General features: G+C 53.5%; 16 protein-coding genes. 6 read left to right on the top strand and 10 right to left on the bottom strand.

Features of this window, described 5'->3' with window-relative positions:
* Window positions 1–85: 85 nt before the first annotated feature.
* The 6 genes from DFER_RS06615 to DFER_RS06590 form a co-directional block, all read right to left on the bottom strand.
* On the bottom strand, window positions 86–5,092 hold the full coding sequence (locus DFER_RS06615; RefSeq protein ID WP_015810843.1) for an Ig-like domain-containing protein: 5,007 nt from the start codon (window positions 5,090–5,092) through the stop codon (window positions 86–88).
* A gap of 65 nt (window positions 5,093–5,157) precedes the next feature.
* On the bottom strand, window positions 5,158–5,466 hold the full coding sequence (locus tag DFER_RS06610) for a DUF6916 family protein (RefSeq protein ID WP_015810842.1): 309 nt from the start codon (window positions 5,464–5,466) through the stop codon (window positions 5,158–5,160).
* The gene (locus DFER_RS06605; protein ID WP_015810841.1) at window positions 5,448–5,951 is read right to left on the bottom strand and encodes a GNAT family N-acetyltransferase; all 504 of its coding nucleotides are present in this window, start codon (window positions 5,949–5,951) and stop codon (window positions 5,448–5,450) included. The genes DFER_RS06610 and DFER_RS06605 overlap by 19 nt, the downstream gene beginning before the upstream one ends.
* 42 nt (window positions 5,952–5,993) lie before the next feature.
* Window positions 5,994–6,515 carry a phage tail protein gene (locus DFER_RS06600; RefSeq protein WP_015810840.1) on the bottom strand — a complete coding sequence of 174 codons (522 nt, stop codon included), beginning with the start codon at window positions 6,513–6,515 and terminating at the stop codon, window positions 5,994–5,996.
* A 47-nt stretch (window positions 6,516–6,562) separates the two neighbouring features.
* Window positions 6,563–7,078, bottom strand: coding sequence for a phage tail protein (locus tag DFER_RS06595; RefSeq protein ID WP_015810839.1), 516 nt, complete (start codon window positions 7,076–7,078; stop codon window positions 6,563–6,565).
* 36 nt (window positions 7,079–7,114) lie between these two features.
* A complete protein-coding gene (locus tag DFER_RS06590; RefSeq protein ID WP_015810838.1) occupies window positions 7,115–7,624 on the bottom strand; it encodes a phage tail protein in 510 nt (169 codons plus the stop codon).
* A 513-nt stretch (window positions 7,625–8,137) separates the two neighbouring features.
* Here DFER_RS06590 and DFER_RS06585 point away from each other — a divergent pair.
* The 3 genes from DFER_RS06585 to DFER_RS06575 all read left to right on the top strand — a co-directional run bounded on the left by DFER_RS06585 (window position 8,138) and on the right by DFER_RS06575 (window position 14,441).
* Window positions 8,138–9,505 (top strand): glycoside hydrolase family 140 protein, encoded by a 1,368-nt coding sequence (locus DFER_RS06585; RefSeq protein WP_015810837.1) that lies wholly within the window; start codon window positions 8,138–8,140, stop codon window positions 9,503–9,505.
* Window positions 9,506–9,744: 239 nt separating this feature from the next.
* The gene (locus DFER_RS06580; RefSeq protein WP_015810836.1) at window positions 9,745–12,951 is read left to right on the top strand and encodes a DUF1553 domain-containing protein; all 3,207 of its coding nucleotides are present in this window, start codon (window positions 9,745–9,747) and stop codon (window positions 12,949–12,951) included.
* Window positions 12,952–12,962: 11 nt separating this feature from the next.
* On the top strand, window positions 12,963–14,441 hold the full coding sequence (locus tag DFER_RS06575) for a DUF1501 domain-containing protein (RefSeq protein WP_015810835.1): 1,479 nt from the start codon (window positions 12,963–12,965) through the stop codon (window positions 14,439–14,441).
* 4 nt (window positions 14,442–14,445) lie between these two features.
* On the opposite strand, the gene DFER_RS06570 is transcribed toward DFER_RS06575, so the two are convergent.
* The 3 genes from DFER_RS06570 to DFER_RS06560 form a co-directional block, all read right to left on the bottom strand.
* Window positions 14,446–14,892, bottom strand: coding sequence for a DUF3592 domain-containing protein (locus DFER_RS06570; protein ID WP_229206197.1), 447 nt, complete (start codon window positions 14,890–14,892; stop codon window positions 14,446–14,448).
* Window positions 14,893–14,934: 42 nt separating this feature from the next.
* Window positions 14,935–15,435 (bottom strand): DUF4468 domain-containing protein, encoded by a 501-nt coding sequence (locus tag DFER_RS06565; protein WP_015810833.1) that lies wholly within the window; start codon window positions 15,433–15,435, stop codon window positions 14,935–14,937.
* 158 nt (window positions 15,436–15,593) lie between these two features.
* A complete protein-coding gene (locus tag DFER_RS06560) occupies window positions 15,594–16,565 on the bottom strand; it encodes a GlxA family transcriptional regulator (protein WP_041736005.1) in 972 nt (323 codons plus the stop codon).
* Between the two features lie 178 nt (window positions 16,566–16,743).
* On the opposite strand from DFER_RS06560, the gene DFER_RS06555 reads away from it, so the two are divergent.
* From DFER_RS06555 to DFER_RS06545, 3 genes are all read left to right on the top strand, one after another.
* Complete coding sequence (locus DFER_RS06555) at window positions 16,744–17,235, top strand: VOC family protein (protein WP_015810831.1); 492 nt, start codon at window positions 16,744–16,746, stop codon at window positions 17,233–17,235.
* Between the two features lie 8 nt (window positions 17,236–17,243).
* A complete protein-coding gene (locus DFER_RS06550; RefSeq protein ID WP_015810830.1) occupies window positions 17,244–17,663 on the top strand; it encodes a VOC family protein in 420 nt (139 codons plus the stop codon).
* A gap of 184 nt (window positions 17,664–17,847) precedes the next feature.
* The gene (locus tag DFER_RS06545) at window positions 17,848–20,103 is read left to right on the top strand and encodes an ATP-binding cassette domain-containing protein (RefSeq protein WP_015810829.1); all 2,256 of its coding nucleotides are present in this window, start codon (window positions 17,848–17,850) and stop codon (window positions 20,101–20,103) included.
* Between the two features lie 69 nt (window positions 20,104–20,172).
* Here the strand turns inward: DFER_RS06545 and DFER_RS06540 are convergent, their stop codons facing one another.
* Entirely contained in the window at window positions 20,173–20,754 is a 582-nt protein-coding gene (locus DFER_RS06540) for a hypothetical protein (protein WP_015810828.1), read from the bottom strand.
* Window position 20,755: the final 1 nt, after the last annotated feature.

Genomic DNA, 20,755 nt, shown 5'->3' with positions numbered 1-20,755 from the left:
GGCAAAAAAATCAGGCGGAGAGAAACTCCCCGCCTGATATCAGTTAACCTAAACAACGCTTTAATTAAGCATTGGTGTCATACGATTATCGGTTGATTACCACTTTTCGGTTCACAATTTCCCCGTTTTTGTGCGTGATCGTCAGAATGTACATGCCCACAGGCAGGTTTTTCACGTCGATCGTTTTGGAAACAGTCTTACCCGATTTATAAACCGACATTCCCGTCAGGCTATGCAGTTCCACCGATTTAACCTGGCCCCAGTCGGTGCTTCTCAGGTTGAGGGTGGTGGAAACCGGGTTCGGATAAAGTTCCGATACGAGGGCCAGTCCGTCATAGCGAACGTTGATGATCTTGCTGTAAGCGAAGGTCTTGTCAGCATCCACCATTTTCAGGCGATAGAAGTTGTCGCCCTGAGCGGGTTTCTGGTCCACGAATGCGTAATCCACGAGTTTGTAGCTTTCGCCTTGCGATTTCTGCGTGCCGATGGCCGTCCAGTTCTTGCCGTTGCTGCTGCGCTGGACCTCGAAATAGTCGCTGTTGGTTTCCTCTGCGGTATTCCATTTCAGTGCTACCGTGTTTTCCACCTTTGCACCGCTGAAATCGATCAGGGTCACCGGCATCGAGCAGTCTTTGAAAGCGATAAGCGTGTCCGAACAGTTGTTCACTGTGGCTACGATGATCGCCGTTTCCTGGCTTGGGATGCCTGTCACGGTGTTACCGCTCACGGTTCCCTTGTCAGTTGTGATCACGGCTCCGGCGGTGGCGGTGAAAAACACCGTGTACGTCTGCGGATCGGCACCGAAGTCGCATTGGTACTCGTCGCCGGTCAATGCGATTGTCGGCTTCGCGTCGATGGTCACGGAGGCCGTTTGTCCTGAAATCGCCGTGGAAGCGCTGCCTGCGCCGGTCACGTTGGTCAGCGTGTACACAAATGTGCCGGTGGCAGTGGTTGGCACACTCACGGTGGCCGTGGTGCTAGCCCCGGTAGTGGTTACTTGCTGTTCAGCCCCGCCGTTGATTTGGTAGGTAAATGTAAATGGCGCGATGCCGTTCACAGCCGTGAATGTGACCAGCGGAGCCGTCTCGCTCTGGCAAGCGGTAGTGCTGCCTGAAATCGTAGCGGAAAGGTTGCTGGTGATCGTGATGGTGGCCGTTTGGGGCGAAGGCGGCGTCAGCGTGCAGTTCTGGGCATCCGTTACGCTCACGAGTTCGTACGTAAATGCCCCCACAGTCTCGGTCGGCTGGCCTACCTTGGCGCTGGTGAGCGCCCCCGTGGTGCTCACGGTCTGATTTGCCCCGTCGTTGATCTTGTAGGTGAACGTGTACGGCAGTGTCCCTCCGGTAGCAGTGAACGTCACGTGCGGCATAGGCCCTCCCTGAGCAATGCTGGTCGTTCCGGTAGCGCTCGAACCGGTGATCTCGTTCACCGTGAGCACGGCCGCATCGGAGGTGCTGTTGTTACAAGGGTTTGTAATGATACAGCGGTATTCCGAAAGGTTATCCGAAGCCGGTACATTGGTCAGCGTCAGCGTTGCATCGTCGGCAGTAGGGTTAGTACCGGTCGAAATGTCCGCGAATGCGCCCCCGAATGGCTTTTTCTGCCATTGATAAGTAACGCCTGTCTGCGAAGTAGCCACGGTGAACGAAGCGCCCGAACCTGCGCAAATAGTTGCAGCATCCGGCTCGTCGGTAATCGGCGGTGCCGGGGTAGGGGTTACCGTTACGGTAAACGAGCAGGTTGGCGCGGTGCCGATGCCGTTGGAAGCCGTTACCAGCACGGTGGTGTTGCCGGCCGGGAATGCATACGGGAAGGTGATCGGGTTGCCATTGACGGTGTAGGTGATCGTCGCTACCGGACAAGCACCGGCAGTCGCCGCGAAGGTCTGCGTGGATGTACAGGTTCCCGGGTCTGGCGATAGGGTCTGGTCGCCGGGGCAGAATGTGATCACCGGTACGGACACCACCGGGGTGACGGTTGGATTGTCGGTTCCGGTAGTATTAGGATCGTCGGTCAGGACAGACGTGAAGTTGCTGCCGCTAACTGTTCCCTGGGTCGAAACTTCGCAGTCTGACGCCGGAATGTTCGCATCTATCACCACTCTGAACTTGATGACAGTGTTTTTGCCGGCAGGCAATGTAAAGCCGCTGCCGGTGCCGTTTACCGTCACGGTTTCACCCGATTGCGTAGCATCCGTCCTGGCCGGGCTTGGTGCCGTGGTGGCAGCCTGGGCGATTTCTTCTTTCGGTTCCGTTGGTGCAGGCGCCTGAGCTGCCACTTGTTGTACCGGCTGTTGCTCCGTTACAGATGAGTCAGCCGAAATTCTTCCCGCGACCGGCTCCTCGATAGCCGCTTCACGCAACCCGCTGAACGACGGAGTCGGACAGCCTGTGGGGCCTCCTGCGTTATAGTTGATTGTACCAAGCCCGTTTTGGGTTCCGGAGCCACTCGGAGTGTTGTTGCCGGCAGTCCAGGCCGTTGAACCGGATGAGGCGGCTTGCTGCACGTTGAGAACTGTGCCTGGCGTGCCGGCCCTGTAACCACCTGCGGCAGCGCCGCCGCCGTTTAACGTCACATCATTGTTGGTAACGCTGGCGCACAGTGTTCCGTTATAGTTGGTACCTCCGATGGAGTTGACATACACCCCGTGAGCGAAATTGCTGCCGGTCAAGAAAACATTGTTGTTGTCGATCACAGCGCTGCTCTGTGCGCCGCCAGTCGAACCCGCCTGGGCGCTGATACCAATGGAGCTCAAAGAATTGTTAATCGTATTGCCATTTATCCGGACAATTCCGCGAGCGGTTGATCCCTGTGTCGAGAATGCGATACCGTGGAAAGAGCCTCCCTCACCAGTAGCGTTGTTCGTCAGCACATTGTTTGTTACATTGCCTTCAAGGTATCCGTCGCTGAAAGCGAAGAAATTGAAGCCCGGGCCACTTCGGTAGTCCGAGGTGTTACCGGCTACATTGAATTTCAATCTGGATGTTCCCGATGCGGCCATGTCGATCCCTTTACCCTCGTCTGCTCCTGAGCCGATATCTATGGTGGCACCCTGGATGTCGGCCTCCATTTGGGCGCTGTTATTAGAATAAACCTCAATGCCCGCCGAACCCGGTTTCGTAAAACGACTGCCATTCTGAACTTTAAGGCTCATCGTAGACGAACCTTTTCCTTCGAAGAGTAAGCACGCTGCATACTCTGCATCTTCGAATGAAGAGTTATCGATGGTCAGCCTCGTCATATTCACGTCGTAATTGGTGAAGTACGCGGCCCGCCCGCCCGGTCTTTTTAATGCAGAATTTACAATCGAGTTGGTTCCGCCGAGGTTCGTTGCATAGATATTACCTTCTTCAACGATGGACGCCGTACCGGATTGGTTAATGGTACTATTGGTGAGGTTAAAGTTGCTGCCTCCGCGCAGGTTGATCCCCATTTGTGCAACAATTCCACTTACTACAATGCGATCCAGCGCAAGGCCGGCGACATTCAAACCGTGGATTGCTGCGTTGGCGTTGGTATTGTCTGCGCCGGTAACAACTGGCCCCTCTGCCGTATTGGCACTCGCCAGGTTCATATTTTTGATCGTGATATTCTGAACGTCACGTAAATCGATCCCGCGGTCGGCGATGTTCTGAATGGTCCCGCCTGATCCCCCTGTTGTGCCGGTACCGTTAATTTGGAACGAACCGGTGGCATTTTGCAATGCCAGACCTTTGGAGCCGCCGTTAGCTGATACGGAGGTCAATGTCACATTGAGGGCAATCCTGTCGCCTGTGCCCTTGCCGGCAATGTCGATCGCGGGTACAGACGTGGACGTGATGGAACCCGCTGGTATGGTAAGTGTCCCGTTACCGGATGATATCCTGATCGGGCTGACGCCATTGGTCGCAGACGAACTCGATACTTCCGAGAAGCTTGCATTCAGCGTTTTGTTCGTTAGGTTCAATGCGCTTCCGCTGCCTGATAAGCCGACTTCCGAAGCGGTGAATGTCCCCGCTGACGATCCGGAAATTTTGGTGCCGGTCGTGTTGGCTATATTTATCCCTTTTATGATGTTGGTGGTGCCCAGGTTAATCGCATTGTCCGTTCCGCTCGATGTGGTGAGGGTAGGCCTGCCTGCGTTGCTTCCGGTTACGGCCGGGAGCTGGTTGGTGCCATTCGGAGCGGAGAACCCTGTGAAGCTGAGGATCGACTGCGTGGAGCCCTGTCCAAGGATTTTCTGGTCGTTGCGCAGCGTGAGCGGGCCGGTGTACGATCCGGAATAAATGAATATCACATGTCCGTTTTGAGGGTGTGAAGCTGCTCCGTCACCATTAATACTATTGAAAGCGGAGATGGAATTGAATGGTTTGCTCAGCGTTCCCGTACCACCGGCAGCGGCAGCCGAATTGATAAACCAAATCATATTGGTAGCACTTCCTACGGAAATGGTAACCGTAGCAGTCGAAGTCATGCCCGATCCGTTCTGAATCTCGTAGGTAAAAGTGTCATTTCCTGAATAACCTGCTGCCGGTTCGTAAATGAAAGCACCGGTAGCCGCAGTGATAGTGGCCGAACCACCGCCCGTCGTCGCAACGGTCGTGGTACTGTTCAGGCTGATGGGCGTGCCGGCGGGGCTGACATCGTTTGCGAATAGGCCCGTGCCTTCGGGAATGTTGATCCCGACGTTTCCTATGGTCGAGTAGGAATCGTTTTGCGCGATCGGGCTCGCTTTGACGGACCCCGGCACCAGTGTTGTGTTGGCGTCGATCGTTTCCGTGAACACCGTTCCCGTGGCAGGGTCGGGCCCGCCGTTGTTGATGGTGACGGTATATTCCAGCTCATCGCCCGCCGAAGCGCCGGAAGGCCCGGTATTACTGGTGATGACATACGTGTTGGTGGCGGTGATACTCGGGGCGAGAAGGGCTTTGGTGCCCGATTTCTTGCGTGTGCGGGCGAACGGAACCCGCTCTTGCTGGTTGCGGACGGATCTGTCCGCCTTTTGGACGATCCATTCCTGGGGTACGGCCGGGGTTTCGGCTAGCCTGCCGACCATTTCAACGCCCGACGCGAGCAGGGCGGCGCCTGCCAGGTAGAAGTATAGGTTTCTCATAGTTTTAGTTTGTTAAGCAATCATTGGCTCATGATACATCATGCGTTTAGTTCGAAAAGTTGGGATTAAGAAAACAACACTTCGTAGCGCATTCCTTCGCGGTCGGGTCCGATGGGGACCATGAATACGTCCAGGAATTTGCCGGTCGCGTGGACGATCCGGTAGATACCCTGTTGGTGGGCCCGGTGGTCGCCGATGGTCTGAAGTTCGACCGAGAACGATTTTCTTTCCAGCGGACTATAACCGTTCAATTCCGTCACACCTTTCAGAACGGCTTGTACGACAACGTTCTCTGCGAAATGGATCTCTAACGACTGTTGCACATAAGGCGTAAAATCCGAGGATGTGATCTGGCTTAAATCGTATGCTTCCATTCCATTAAATGATAAATTCCATTGGTTTCACTGATTGTTTTAAATCCAAGGCGGGTATACAGATTCTTGGCAGGATTGAAGCTCTCGACATGGATCGTAAGCGGCCGATCGAGTTCGGCCGCTTTTCCGAAGATGTCTTCAAATATTCCCCAGCCTATTCCCTGGTTGCGGTAGGCCGGCAGAATACTGATATCAATGATCCGCATACCCAATCCCTGGTGATCTTCCTGGAAGTAGAGCCTTCCGATCGTTTTGTTGTTTTTTTCAATGACCCAGAAGTCGGCACCGATATAGTTTTTCTGATAGTGTTCATGCTGCGCCCGGAATTGGCTGGCGATAAACTCCTTTTTCATGAGATCGGACCAGTGCGGCACCCTTTCCATTTCTTTTTCTCTTGTACTGCCGTAGATTTCAAGCAGTTTGTCCATATCGGCGGGCTCAATGGGCCGCAACCGAAGGTTAGGGTCGGTAAGCGTCAACTTCATCAATAATCAGAAAAAATAAGCAGTGTTACTTCGGGTTGTTAGTTAGCCTCTCTGCGGGAAAATGCCCTGTAAAGCAATGCAGAAATTGACCGTCAGGTAAGGCATCATGTTGTTGTGCGGCAATGTCGCTCCCGCGGTACTGAGTGCAGTTGGTTGCATAATGACCGACGGACCGGCCGAAGCTGTGTACACGTTGCCGTTCTGGGACACACCAAAACAAGTGCCGTTGGGATCTTTCGAATCCGCAATTGCACCCACCGAATTCAGGTTATGCGTGTGCACCGGTATCTCCGTTTGAATGAGCGTAACCGATGGCGAACCTGATTGTTCACCGAGCGAGCGGTTGCTCAGGCCGGGCCCGTCCCCCTGGTGCATCGGCGCAGAACCTTGCAGGTCGGGAAGTGCGAATGTGGATTTTCCGTCGCCCCCGTAATAGGTTCCCAGCAAAGAGAACAAGGCCGTGTTCTGGGAAATGGGCATGATTTGTCCATTGCAAAATGCCCACCCGGTGGGGGGGAAATTGAAAGGAAATATTCTTATCTCTGCTACAAATTGATCTGCCATATGGATTGAAAGAGGTTTTGAGGTTCAACAATTGCCGGTTACCGCGCCTAAGTCTGCGAAGGGAAAATGCCGAACAACGAAATGATAAAGCTGATACACAGAAAGGGCTGCATATTCTCGTGTGGCTGGTTGCCGCCGACAGGGCTCAGCGCAGGTTTCATCGGCTCGGATGCAAGATCCGCGATGAAAACAGAGGTTGAGCTCGATACCCCTATGACCGAATTATTCGGACTTCCGGAGTTGGCAATGTCATTGCTCGCCCGAAAGCTGTGGGTATGGTTGGGAATCTGCTGGGTGGACAGGGTGACGCTCTCCGTTCCGGCCGATTCACCGATCTGATACGTATTCCCGAATTTTCCGGTACCCATGTGCAGGGGAAGCCGCCCGCGAAGGTCGGGCAGGTTGAAGGTTTCCTGGCCATCGCCGCCATAAGTTGTGCCGATCAGTTGAAAGAGCACGTCATTTTCAGATATAGGAAGCGTTTGACCGCTGCAGAAAGCCCATCCGGCAGGTGCGAAAGAGCCGGCGAACATTCTGATTTCTCCGACGTAAGGTTGTCCCATTTATTTCGAAAGTTTTGGGTTGATAGAAAATTGACCTCAGTTTTGGCTTGGGAAAATACCCTGCAGTGCGACAATGAAATTGAGCGTCAGGTATGGCTGCATGTTGTTATGAGCCTGACTGCCTCCCACACTCGATATGGTGCTCGGGTGCATGAACACCGGACTACCCGCGGTGTTGGAGTAAAGATTGTTGGGTAACGAATTGGAAAGGGAGTTGTTGATCGGGTTATTGGTATTGGAACCGTTGTTGTCCACAGCAGACAGAAAATGCGTATGCTCCGGCATCTCCTGCATGTTGACCGTATGCGATTCCTGGCCGGCGGATTCACCGAGAACGTGGCCTCGTCCGAAGTGAATGGGAACCCTGCCTCGGAAGTCCGGCAATGCGAAGGTCGTTTGCCCGTTGCCTCCGTAGGTCGTTCCCAAAAGCGCAAATAAGGCCTGATTCTGATTGATAGGGAGCAGTTGTCCGTTGGCGAGCGCCCAGCCTTTCGGTGGGAAATTGAAACTCACCATCCGGATCTCAGATAGAAATGGTTCTGCCATAAAGTGAAATAGGTTGGATAGATGGATAAATAAAATGATACTTTGCCGCCGGGTTGCGGCGGGTCAATGAAGTGTAATCGAAAGACGGTCGTTGAGCTGAATGCTGGGTGGCTTGTAACTGTCAGGGTGAGGGCCGCAAGTGGGCAACAATGACAGCAATAGGAGTAGAAGTTGTTTTCATCGGGAGGTACGTCGGGTTAGGTTTTGTAAAATTAGTACTTCAATATTAATGATATATCACCAGTTCGATGAAATAAATTACTTAACGGTCATATTTATTCTACGTATAATGCCATAGTTATCTACAAGCATTTCGTGATATATCGCTGAGATTGACGCTGTTGCGATGATTATCCGGTGTTTTAAAACTAATTTTGTTTCGGAGTGCACGCAGAGAATGTTTTATGCGGTTTGGACCTCACTTTTTTGTGAGATTATTCGAAGACCGGATATTAAGAATGGAAGACAAGCGCCTTTCTTCGGTGGAACATCTACTGTTAATCTTTACAATTCATGAAATCCATCAAGCTCCTTGCTCTGGCAGTTCTTGGCTGCTCGCTTTCCGGCGTTCACGCGCAGCATTATAAGGTCAGTGAAAACAAACGCTTTCTACTTCGCGACGATAAGCCGTTTTTCTGGCTGGGCGATACCGCCTGGGAGCTCTTCCATCGCCTCGACCGCGCCGACGCCGATTATTACCTGCAAAAAAGGGCGGACCAGGGATTCTCGGTCATCCAGGCCGTAGGGCTGGCCGAGCTCGACGGATTGGACTCTCCCAATGCATATGGCGAAAAGCCGCTCGTCAACAACGACCCCACGCAGCCGAATGAGAATTATTTCAAACATGTCGACTACATTATCGACAAAGCCGCCAGTTACGGGCTGACCATCGCCTTCCTGCCCACCTGGGGCGACAAAGTTTTCAAGAATACCTGGGGCAAGGGGCCGGAGATTTTCAATGAAAGCAATGCAAAAGCGTATGGAAAATGGCTTTCCACGCGCTATAAAAGCAAGCCGAATATCATTTGGGTGCTCGGCGGTGACCGCCAGCCCCGTAAGGACAGCCGCGACGTGGAAATATGGCGCGCCATGGCCGCCGGCATTGCCGAAGGTGCTGGAGGCCACGACAAAGTACTGGTCACCTACCACCCGCAGCCTAACAAAGAAGGTTCGAGCGAATGGTTCCACGACGACGAATGGTTCGATTTCAATATGTTCCAGACCGGCCATTGCCGCGATACGCCCGTTTACGACCTTATCCAGCGCTCCTACAACCGCACACGCGTGAAGCCGGTGATCGATGCCGAACCGGTTTATGAGGACCATCCGGTGTGTTTCAACGCGAAGGAAAACGGTACGTCAAGTGCGTATGATGTGCGCAAATCGGCCTATCTCGATCTATTCGCGGGCGCATTCGGGCATACTTACGGCTGCCACGACATTTGGCAGATGTACGCTCCGGGCCGCGAGGCGGTGAATGGCCCGCATTTGTTCTGGCAGCAGGCACTCGATTTACCGGGCGCGCTGGAAATGAAACACGTGCGCAGGCTCCTCGAATCGCGGCCAATCACGGAGCGCGTTCCCGACCAATCCATCGTGGTGGAAGGCGATCTGCCGGCTGCCGAACGCGTGCAGGCTACGCGCGGTGCCGACTATCTTTTCGTGTATACGGCAGCCGGAAAGCCCTTTTCGGTCCAGCCGGGAAAAATTTCAGGGTCGGAACTTACGGCATTCTGGTATGATCCCCGGACGGGCAAGACGCGGGACGCGGGAAAGTTTAGTAACCAGAGCGTCAACAAGTTTGTGCCGCCCACCTCAGGCTACGGGCACGACTGGGTACTGGTAGTGGATGATGCTTCAAAGGGTTACAAAAAGCCGTAAACGATTCCATCATAAAGCTGTAAAGACCGTGTGTTGAACGGCGCGGATTCTGATTGTTATTGGATTAAACCAATGTCAATTGGGATTTATTTATTATCTTAGATTAGAGAAACGGATGGGATCAGCTTTTGAAATCAGTTTGAAGCACCATTTGCCCACTGCCCATTTAATACTTTTTGTTGATGTTGAAATTGTGGTTTAAATACTGTTTGCTGGTTCCAGCCGCTGGTCTCTTTTTAATGTCGTGCGACAAAAAAATAGACTTGCCGGACGACGTGGCCGCCGAGATGAACACCCTGGTTGCACCCGTGGACTATACCTACGATGTGAAGCCGATCCTTTCGGACCGGTGCTTCGCATGCCACGGCCCCGATGCCAATCACCAGAAAGCCGATTTGCGCCTCGACGTGGCCGAAGTGGCTTATAAAAAGGAAGCCGAAAGCGGTTTGAAGGCCATTAAGCCCGGGAAGCCAGGCAGCAGCGAGCTTGTGCATCGCATCCTCTCGGCCGATCCCGACATCGTCATGCCCACGCCCGAATCGCATTTATCGCTCACCGCCCGGGAGAAGGCCATCCTCATCCGCTGGGTGGAGGAAGGCGCCGGGTATGAGCCGCATTGGGCGTTCACCAAGGTTGAAAAGCCCCGGTTGCCGAAGGTGAAAAATGAAGCCTGGGGGCGCAACGATATCGACCGCTTTATCCTTAAAAAGCTGGAAGACAAGCAAATAAAGCCTTCGCCGGAGGCCAGTAAATCAACCTTGCTGCGGCGGGTTTCCCTGGATCTGACTGGCCTGCCGCCCACGCCTGCGGAGGTGGAAGCCTTCATGAACGACAAGTCTCCGGATGCCTACGAAAAGGCGGTGGACCGGCTGCTTGCATCGCCGCATTACGGCGAGCATATGGCCGTTCCCTGGCTCGATGCCGCCCGATATGCGGATACTCACGGCTACCAGGATGACGGCCTGCGCACCGCCTGGCCGTTCCGCGACTGGGTGATCAACTCGTTCAACAAAAACCAGCCATACGACCAGTTTGTGATCTGGCAGCTCGCCGGTGATATGCTGCCTAACCCGACCCGAGAAATGATGGTGGCGACGGCATTTAACCGCATGCACCAGCAGAGCCAGGAGGGCGGCATTATCCCGGAGGAATACCGCGCCGCCTACGTGTCCGACCGGGTGGATACGTTTGGCAAGACATTCCTCGGCCTGACCGTCGAATGCGCGCGCTGCCACGACCACAAGTATGACCCGATCAGCCACAAGGATTACTATTCGCTATATGCGTTCTTCAATAATAATGATGAAAACGGCCAGATTCCCTACAACGGAGAGGCCAGCCCTGCAATAACGCTGCCGACTCCGGAAGCGGATGCCAGGCTGAAATTCATCCACGCTAACCTGGCAAAGGAGCGGTCGGTGCTGGCTGGCAATGCGGCAGTGTATGAAAAAAACTTCCGGCAATGGCTGGTCACGGCCCAGGCGGCACCCGAAAAGGCATTACTATCTGAAAAAGCAGATTTGCTGGGGCATTTCACGTTCGATGAACCGACGGGTAAGGAGTTTGCCAATCTTGCTAATCCAAAGCACAAAGCAACGGCCGAAGGCGACGATAGCTTGTCCAATGTGGCTTCACGAGCCGGGCGGATTGGTAAGGCGCGGGATATTTTTGGTGAAAATGCGGTGAGCTTCGGTGATAATTTCGCCTTCTTCGAACGGAACCAGCCGTTCAGCATCAGCATTTGGCTCAACCTGCATGATCCATCGGTGAGCGGGTCGCTGCTGCATAAGTCCAATGGCGTCATGAACGGCTACCGCGGCTGGAATGTGTTTCGTGAAAAAGACGGGCGCATCCGGCTGACGATCAGCCATGTGTGGCCCGAGAATGCGATTGAAATTCAGACGGTAGACAAATTCCCGATGAACAAATGGACGCAGCTGGGCTTCACGTATGACGGTTTGAGCAAAGCGGCCGGGCTGAAACTGTATGTGAACGGCCAGCCCGTGAAAGTCGCCGTGCATAACGACCATCTGACGGAAAGCATTTTGTACGGAAAAAATAAAACAAACTGGTACGTCGACAGGCTGAATATCGGCCGGTTGTCGGACCAGCGGACAAAGAATTTCGAAGTCGATGAATTCCGGATCTACACCCGTGCGATCAGTCCGTTGGAAATGCAGGGGATGTTTACATTAAAAAATGAACTGCTTGCAGCATTGCAAACGCCTGCCGCACAGCTGAAACCTGCCCAGCTGGCCTCATTGAAGAACTACTACCTGACCAACGTCGATCCCGCCTACAGAAAAGCATTGGCCGACAGCCGCGCGCTGATTGGCGAGGAAACGGAAATCATGGACAAGGAGATTGACGTAATGGTGATGAAAGAGCGGAAATATCCACGCAAGACGTTCATCCTCAATCGCGGAGCTTACGATGCGCCCGGTAAAGCGGTCACGATGGATACGCCCGGCGCATTTTTTAAAATACCCAAAAATTACCCCAAAAACCGCCTCGGCCTGGCGAAATGGCTGCTCGATCAGGACCATCCGCTTTTCACCCGGGTGACGGTGAACCGTTTCTGGATGATGTATTTCGGCAAGGGCATCGTGATTTCGAGCGACGATTACGGAAACCAGGGCGAATTGCCCACGCATCCGGAGCTGCTCGATTATCTGGCGGCACGCTTCCGCGAATCGGGCTGGAATGTGAAGGCCATGCAAAAGCTGATCGTCACTTCGGCAACTTACCGGCAGTCGTCGAAGATCGGTCCCGGTGCGCAGGACGTCGACCCTGATAACCGCCTGTACGCCCGCGGCCCCAGCTACCGCATGAGTGCGGAGCAAATCCGGGATAATGCATTGGCGTCTAGTGGATTGCTTACGCGGCGGATCGGGGGTAAGAGCGCGTACCCGTACCAGCCTGCGGGCCTTTGGGAAGCGCTCGCTACGCGTAACGAGGTCACTTACAAGCAACAGCACGGCGACTCGCTTTACCGCCGAAGCCTCTATACCATCTGGAAACGCAGCTCGCCGCCGCCGATGATGCTCAACTTTGACGCTGCCGAACGGCATTTCTGCATTACCAAACGGCAGAAAACCAGCACGCCTTTGCAGGCATTGGTAGTCATGAACGACCCGCAGTTTGTAGAAGCATCGCGCGTGCTGGCGCAGCAGATGCTTAAAAACGGCAAAACCATCGACGAGCAGCTCGATTACGCATTCACCGCATTAACGAGCCGCAAGCCCGATACCCGGGAGAAAACAGTGCTGCGCGAGCTGTATGACGAAGAATTGAAGGATTTTACCCACAATCCCAAACGCGCGAAATCGATTCTTTCGGTAGGGGAATACCCCGTGGACAAAACCCTGAACCCGGCGCAGCTGGCGGCGGGGACCATCGTGGCGAGCACGGTGATGAATTTCGACGAATTTTTGATCAAGCGATAAAAATCAAAGCAATGAGCCTTTACAGAGAACTTGAAAACCATGTCCACGAGCAGTTGAGCAGGCGTAATTTCCTCTCCAAAACGAGCCTTGGCCTGGGTGCGGCAGCGATGGCATCGCTTTTAAGTGCAGACAGCTCGCTTGCCAAAAAGGCAGGGGAGAAGGGCGCCGAGGCGGCAGGAATGCCGATCGGGCATCCGCATTTCGCCCCCAAAGCGAAGCGGGTGATTTACCTGTTCCAAAGCGGCGCGCCCTCGCAGCTCGAACTCTTTGATTACAAGCCGAAACTGGAAGAAATGTGGGGCAAAGACCTCCCCGAATCGGTGCGGAAGGGCCAGCGGCTCACCGGTATGACAGCCGGGCAAAGCAGCTTCCCGCTCGCCGCTTCGAAATACAAATTCCAGCAATATGGTGATCACGACATGATGATCAGCGAGCTGATGCCTTACACTACCGGCATCGTCAACGACGTCACTTTCATCCGTTCGATGTTCACCGAGGCCATTAACCACGATCCCGCCGTTACTTTTTTCCAAACCGGCAGCCAGCAGGGCGGTCGGCCGTCGTGGGGCTCGTGGGTGAGCTACGGGCTGGGTTCCGATAATCAGAATATGCCTTCGTTTGTGGTGCTGCTTTCCAAGGGCCGCAGCGGTGATCAGCCGTTGTATGCCAAATTGTGGAGCAATGGGTTTTTGCCGTCGGTACACCAGGGCGTGGTGTTCCGCTCCGGTCCGGACCCTGTTTTTTACCTCAACAATCCGGAGGGAATCGACCGCACAAGTCGCAGACGAATGCTGAACTCGCTTGCGAAATTGCAGCAAGGCCAGTTCGAGAAACTGCTCGATCCGGAGATCAACTACCGGATGGCACAGTACGAAATGGCTTACCGCATGCAAACGGCCGTGCCCGAGACGATGGATATTTCCAAAGAGCCCGAGTACATTTTCGACATGTACGGCGAAGATTCACGCAAGCCCGGCACGTTCGCGGCCAACTGCGTGCTGGCGCGGAAACTGATCGAGAAGGACGTGAAATTTGTGCAACTCTACCATCAGGGTTGGGACCAGCACGGCAACCTGCCCAACGACATCCGGATCATGGCTAAAAGCGTGGACCAGGCCTCGGCGGCGCTGATCAACGATTTGAAACAACGCGGTTTACTGGATGAGACGCTCGTGGTTTGGGGTGGCGAATTCGGTCGGGGGGCCTATTCGCAAGGCAAGCTCACCCGTGAAAATTACGGCCGCGACCACCACCCCCGGAGTTTTACGATCTGGATGGCCGGCGCGGGCGTTAAAAAGGGTTTTGTGTACGGACAAACGGACGATTTTGGCTACAATGTGATCAAGGACCCGGTGCATGTGCATGATTTTCAGGCTACGGTTATGCATTTAATGGGCGTCGATCATGAGCAGCTGGTGTTCAAGCATCAGGGCCGCCGGTACCGGCTTACCGACGTGCATGGCAAGGTGGTGAAGCCGTTGCTGGCATAGCGCATCAGCCGGCAATCCATTGGAATATCTCCCTCACCGCCGAGCCGATATTCCAGATCGAAAACAACCAGAACATTGCTGCCATGCCGGCAAACACATATACGAAGAGATAGTTTCCTTCCAAATGGACATTGTCCGGGTCGGCGGGATCATAGTAAAGTGTCACCTGTTCGCCGATCTGGTATGCGGGCGGGTTGCGGGCTTCCGAGCTGTGAAAAACGTGCTCGGAGCCGCCTTTTTTGACAAACCGGATGGACGGCGCCAGCGGATATTCCCGCGGTTTCAGCCGATGCAGGTCGATCACGACGCCGGTAGTTTCAATGCCGTGTTCGATCAGGTTCTGATTGTTACGGTAAATGGTATACGATATCACCGCGAAAACCGCGCCTACTGTGAAAAACAGAAGCGTGAACAGCGCAAAGCCGGGAACTCCTTTACTTGTTTCCATCATTTCCGGCATTAAAGCCATGGGTATATCTGCTGGTATTCACGGTCAGAACGGCTTGTAATCCTTTACGTTCGTCTGCAAATCGGCGAGTAGCGCTTTGAGTTTGCCATCGAGCTCGGCGGCAGCGACTTTGTTCTCCGTTTTTTGGCTGAAAATTTCGAGCGGCACTCCCCGGCCGGCGGATTCCTGGTACTCGACATTCGCCAGCGACGCACGGTATTTGCGGTTGGCGCATTCGACGGAAAGTACATAAGCAAATTTGTAAACACCGCCCGCACTACTTTCCGACCTTGGAATGGTAATGGTAATTTGCCCTTGCGTAACCAGATCGCCCGTTTCCTTGTCGTCAACCAGCGTTTTACTGTCCGGCGCCGACTTGCTGACCCACAAGCGGGCGCGTCTGAAAATGTCGATGAGGGAAACACTGCCGCAATCGACAGTTTCGGTGTAGGCGATTTTGCTGTTCATAGCTGGTTTCAAATTGGAATGCGCGTGCGCGGAGCTGATCATGCATGCGAGCACGACGATCAAAATGGATTTTGACATGATTATAAATTTGTTCGATTTAAAAAATGCGGTGCGAAATTGCGCAATCGGCAGGGAGAGCGCAAATAAAATGAGCTACCGGTAAATCTCAGTTACCCTTGAAAAACAATTGATTAGCACAATGCCATTCGATAAAAAAAGCGGCTCGGTGGCCGCTTTCAATTGTCTTTGCTGTATTTATTACGGTACTCGACGGGCGTCAGGCCGGTCACTTTTTTGAACACGTCCCGAAATGCCTTCGTATCGGTGTAGCCCACGTCGTACATGACTTCGGTTACATTTTTGCGTGACACTTCAAAACTGCGTTTGGCCGCCTCGACGCGCACGCGACGCACGTATTCATTAATGGTGTTATTGGTGGCGTTCTTGAAACGCCGCTCGAAGCTGCGGCGGCTTACGCTGGCAATATCGGCCAGCTCGGTGATCGTCAGCTTTTCGGTGTAATTGTTCTCGATAAAATTCTGCGCCGCCAGGATACCGTCGTCGTTGTGGTTCTTCTGGCCTTTGAAGATCGTGAATGCGCGCTGGTTGTCGCGGTCGATGTCAATTGCGAAATACTTGGCGGCAAGGATGGCGATATCGCGGCTGGTGTATTTTTCGAGGATGTAGATCAGCAGGTTCCAGATCGAGTTGGCGCCGCCGCTGGAATATACTTTACCTTCATCCGTGATGATGGTGCCATCCACTACTTCGATCTGCGGATAAATTTCTTTAAACTCCTCATAATAAGCCCAGTGGGTAGAGCATTTCTTGCCATCGAGCAGCCCGGTAGCACCGAGCAGGAACGCCCCGAGGCAGAGCGACGCAATCTCCGAACCTTTTTCGCGCATGTCGAGCATCCACGGAATGGCGGGCCGGTCGAGCTCCACGGAGTCGCGCAGGTTACCGCATAATGCAGGGATCACGACCAGGTCGGTGCGGGTCACTTCGCTCAGCAGCTTGTTGATCCGGATCGTGTATTCTCCGTCCTGCGCCCGGATATCGTGGTTAAGGCCTACGAATTCGACATGGAAATGCGGTTCTTTTCCCGATGCTTTCAGAAAGTCGTTGGCCGTGTTGAACAGCCGGTAAGCGGGCGAAACCGCTTCGATGTACGAGCATTGGGGGACATATACCGAGATATGTTTCATAACGATCATGGATTTAGACCTGTAAATATAGAAAAATATTCAGTTGGCATTTTTGCCCCTTGCGATCGGCGCTTTTACACCCCCTTTATTTTTAAACAACCCCCCAAATTTGTAATGTCAAACATCAGCAAACTAAAAATCATTTTATCCAAACCAATCACCTTCAACAATCAAAACAATGGGCGAATTATCAACAACGCAAGGCATTACGCCGTTTCTGTGGTTCGACGGCCAGGCCGAGGAAGCCATGAACCTTTACACCCGGCTATTTCCGGACTCGAAGATCAAAGCATTGAAAAGATGGGGTGAAGGCGGTCCCTTCCCGGCCGACCAGGTGATGATGGGTACCATCGAAATCAAGGGCCTCACGCTCCATATGTTCGACGCCGGCCCGGAATTCAAGTTCAATGAGTCGGTTTCCCTGTTTGTTTCCTGCAAAGACCAGGAGGAAATTGACCATTACTGGAACACCCTTACCGCCGATGGCGGCGAGGAAAGCCAATGCGGCTGGTTGAAGGACAAGTTCGGATTGTCGTGGCAGATCGTGCCGGAGGTGCTCGGCGAGCGCTTAGCCAACGGCGATCCGAAACGGGCAGGACAGATGTTCCAGGCGGTAATGGGCATGCGAAAGCTCGACATTGCGGAGCTCGACCGCGCTTACAATCAATAAATTACAAAATGGCGATTTACCCCTTCCTTACATTCAACGGCAATTGCAGAGAGGCGATGCGCTTTTACCAGTCGTGTTTCGGGGGCGAGCTGCATTTCACGTACCTGGGCGACACGCCCGACGGAAAGCTGTTCCCGCTGGAAATCCGGCAGCTGGTGCTGCACGCGAGGTTGGAATCGGAGCATGTGAGGCTGTTTGCGTCCGATCTGGGTGACGAGGAAGGGGTAGCTTCGGGGAACAGCATTTCGCTGTGGATCAGCATTGCCGCTCCCCGGCAGTTGAAATCGGTATTTCAAAAGCTGGCGCGAGAGGGCGAAATCACCGCACCGCTCTCGCCCTCCATTCTCAAAGGCCAATGGGCCACACTCACCGATCGCTACGCGGTACAATGGATTTTTTCAGCCGCAAGTGGAACGGGGAATGAGTGAATGAGTGAATGTGTGAATGAGTGAGTGTTTTAATGATTGAATGATTGAATGACCGAATGACCGAATGAATGAATAAAATTGTATTCAATCATTCAATCATTCAATCATTCAATCATTCAATCATTCCCCGTTCCACGGAGGCTCATTCACTCATTACCTATTAGCCAACCTCAAACCAACCATCATGAATCAACAGGAGTACATCCGCATTCGCGGGGCCAGGGAGAATAATCTTAAAAATGTTTCATTAGACATTCCGAAACGCAAAATTACGATCTTCACGGGCGTTTCGGGGTCAGGCAAATCATCTATCGTTTTTGATACCATCGGCGCAGAGGCGCAGCGCCAGCTGAATGAGACTTTCAGCATGTTTATCCGCAACCGACTGCCGCGCATCAGCCAGCCTGAGGCCGACGCGATCGAAAACCTTTCTACTTCCATTGTCATTGATCAGAAGCGCCTTGGCGGCAATTCCAGATCGACTATGGGCACAATTACCGACATTTCAGCGGTGCTCAGACTGCTCTTTTCGCGCCTTGGAAAACCTCATGCGGGCTTTTCCAACGCATTTTCTTTCAATGACCCTGCCGGCATGTGTCTCGAATGCAACGGCCTGGGCAAGAAGGTCGAGCTGGACCTCGAAAAGTTCCTCGATCCGACCAAGTCGCTCAACGAAGGGGCGATCCTTTTTCCGGTGTTCGCCGTGGGCACGTGGTATTGGAAAGCCTACACGTTTTCGGGCATGCTGGATAATGATAAAAAGCTTGAAGATTATTCCGACGACGAAATGCACATGCTGCTTTACGGGAAGGGCACGTATGAATCCAATTACAATGGGTCGGTGTTTGAAACGAAGTACGAGGGGCTCGTCGATAAGTTCAACCGGCTTTATATTCAAAAAGATAGCAGCGAGATTTCGGAAAAGACCGTTAAAAAGGTGGAGCGTTTCCTGAAAATGGGCGATTGCCCTGCGTGCAAAGGCGCGCGCCTGAACGAGCGGGCAATGGCATGCCGCATTAATGGGCTGAATATCGCCGAAATGTCCGCTATGGAAGTGTCGGAACTCGTTAAAATCATCAGTGAAATCCATGATCCGGTCTCTAAACCGATGATCGACACGCTCACGGAGCGGCTGCAACATTTGGTCGACATTGGCCTCGGTTACCTGAGCCTCGACCGCGAAACGGGCACATTATCCGGCGGCGAGTCGCAGCGGATCAAAATGGTGAAGCATTTGAACAGCAGCCTGATCGACATAACTTATATTTTCGACGAACCGAGCATTGGTCTGCACCCACGCGATGTGCACAGGCTCAATGAGTTATTGCAAAAACTTCGCGATAAGGGTAACACTATCCTGGTTGTGGAGCATGATCCCGATGTGATCCGTGTAGCGGATTACGTGGTGGACGTTGGCCCGAAAGCCGGAAGCGGTGGGGGCGAAATCGTGTTTTCAGGGCATTATGAAGGGTTGTTGAAAGCAGATACGCTTACCGGCCGCTTCATGAAGCGCGATTTGAGGGTAAAATCCAGCTTCCGCCAGCCTACCGGCGCATTGAAAGTGAAGAATGCCAGGCGGCACAACCTCAAAAATGTGTCGGTTGACATACCTACCGGCGTTTTTACCGTGGTAACCGGCGTGGCGGGTTCTGGAAAAAGCTCACTCATCAATGGCGTGTTCCTTTCGCAGCATCCCGAGGCGATCGTGATCGACCAGTCGGCAGTGGGCACGTCTATCCGCTCCAACCCGGCCACTTACACGGGTATCATGGACGATATCCGCAAATTGTTCGGAAAAACGAATAAAGTGAGTGCGTCGCTGTTCAGCTTCAACTCCGACGGCGCGTGCCCGGAATGCCAGGGGCTGGGTTTTATTTTTACGGACCTGGCGTTCCTTGAACCGGTGAAAACGGTTTGCGAAACCTGCGAGGGGAAGCGTTTCAAACAGGAGGTGCTGGAATACAAAGTGAATGGCAAATCGATCACGGATGTGCTGGATATGCCTGTGGAAGAGGCATTAAGCTTTTTTAAGGCCAAAGACGTGGTGCATAAACTGACGGCGATGAACCAGGTAGGGCTGAACTACCTCACGCTCGGGCAGCCGCTGAGCACGTTGTCCGGCGGTGAATGCCAGCGGATCAAACTGGCGGGGGAACTGCACAAAAACGGCACCATTTACGTCATGGACGAGCCTACTACCGGCCTGCACATGTCGGACACCGGGCATTTGCTGGAAATCATCGACCATCTGGTAGATCAGGGCAATTCCGTGATCGTGATCGAACACAACACCGAGGTTATGAAACACGCCGACTGGATCATCGACCTCGGCCCGGAAGGCGGGCACAAGGGTGGACAAATACTGTTCGAAGGAACACCGGCCGACCTGCTCAAATGCCGCGAGTCGCTGACGGCCGAATACCTGCGCGGCGGTAATTAGCCCTGAGGACATTCGAAGGGCAGGTTCTCTGACCGGAACCACCCTTCGAATGTCTTTTTTTTAAGCCATTCAAAAGCCCACGCGGATTCCCAACCCCGCTTTGACTACTTCCGTCACCCGCAACGAGCCTGCATTCAACACGTAGCTTACCAGGTACAGATCGTTGGTATTGAATTCCAGGTAGGCGCTTACGGAACGGATCGAGGCATTTCGACGCAATTTGCGCGTTATCGATGACTCGGTTGCCAGGTGCATTCTCAAAGCCGGTTTCCACCAATAGTAGTTTGGCGGGTAGCGGGAGGGAAGGTTGAAAAAGTAGTTGTTCCCAAACTGGTAACTGGCTTTAAACCCGATATCGAGCGGGTTGATCTCCCAACGTGCGCCGGCTTTGATGCGGACGGGCTGGTAAAACACGGCTCCCGACAGCAAATGCAGTCGCCCGCCTTTGTCCGGCGGCACATAGCCGTATTGCAGGTGTGTGCGCACGCGGCGGTTGAAAAACTCGTAACCTGCTCCCACGCCCATCCAGCCGATACTTCCTGCGTATTGCAGCTGGGCAAAATCGGGCACCAGTTTCTGGCCGGATTGCGCATAAGCCGCCCCGGCAGCTCCCGTCACGAGGAGCGCTGCGCTTACCAGTATTTGTTTCATA

The organism is Dyadobacter fermentans DSM 18053, from assembly GCF_000023125.1.
Lineage (GTDB): Bacteria > Bacteroidota > Bacteroidia > Cytophagales > Spirosomataceae > Dyadobacter > Dyadobacter fermentans.
This window is presented reverse-complemented; position numbering and strand designations above follow the sequence as displayed.

Coding starts and splice junctions, on each gene's coding strand:
- DFER_RS06565 (WP_015810833.1), bottom strand. CDS start 15,435: ATGTCAAAATCCATTTTGATCGTCGTGCTCGCATGCATGATCAGCTCC.
- DFER_RS06605 (WP_015810841.1), bottom strand. CDS start 5,951: ATGAAGTTGACGCTTACCGACCCTAACCTTCGGTTGCGGCCCATTGAG.
- DFER_RS06595 (WP_015810839.1), bottom strand. CDS start 7,078: ATGGGACAACCTTACGTCGGAGAAATCAGAATGTTCGCCGGCTCTTTC.
- DFER_RS06570 (WP_229206197.1), bottom strand. CDS start 14,892: ATGATGGAAACAAGTAAAGGAGTTCCCGGCTTTGCGCTGTTCACGCTT.
- DFER_RS06590 (WP_015810838.1), bottom strand. CDS start 7,624: ATGGCAGAACCATTTCTATCTGAGATCCGGATGGTGAGTTTCAATTTC.
- DFER_RS06560 (WP_041736005.1), bottom strand. CDS start 16,565: ATGAAACATATCTCGGTATATGTCCCCCAATGCTCGTACATCGAAGCG.
- DFER_RS06540 (WP_015810828.1), bottom strand. CDS start 20,754: ATGAAACAAATACTGGTAAGCGCAGCGCTCCTCGTGACGGGAGCTGCC.
- DFER_RS06555 (WP_015810831.1), top strand. CDS start 16,744: ATGGGCGAATTATCAACAACGCAAGGCATTACGCCGTTTCTGTGGTTC.
- DFER_RS06575 (WP_015810835.1), top strand. CDS start 12,963: ATGAGCCTTTACAGAGAACTTGAAAACCATGTCCACGAGCAGTTGAGC.
- DFER_RS06550 (WP_015810830.1), top strand. CDS start 17,244: ATGGCGATTTACCCCTTCCTTACATTCAACGGCAATTGCAGAGAGGCG.
- DFER_RS06600 (WP_015810840.1), bottom strand. CDS start 6,515: ATGGCAGATCAATTTGTAGCAGAGATAAGAATATTTCCTTTCAATTTC.
- DFER_RS06545 (WP_015810829.1), top strand. CDS start 17,848: ATGAATCAACAGGAGTACATCCGCATTCGCGGGGCCAGGGAGAATAAT.
- DFER_RS06580 (WP_015810836.1), top strand. CDS start 9,745: ATGTCGTGCGACAAAAAAATAGACTTGCCGGACGACGTGGCCGCCGAG.
- DFER_RS06610 (WP_015810842.1), bottom strand. CDS start 5,466: ATGGAAGCATACGATTTAAGCCAGATCACATCCTCGGATTTTACGCCT.
- DFER_RS06615 (WP_015810843.1), bottom strand. CDS start 5,092: ATGAGAAACCTATACTTCTACCTGGCAGGCGCCGCCCTGCTCGCGTCG.
- DFER_RS06585 (WP_015810837.1), top strand. CDS start 8,138: ATGAAATCCATCAAGCTCCTTGCTCTGGCAGTTCTTGGCTGCTCGCTT.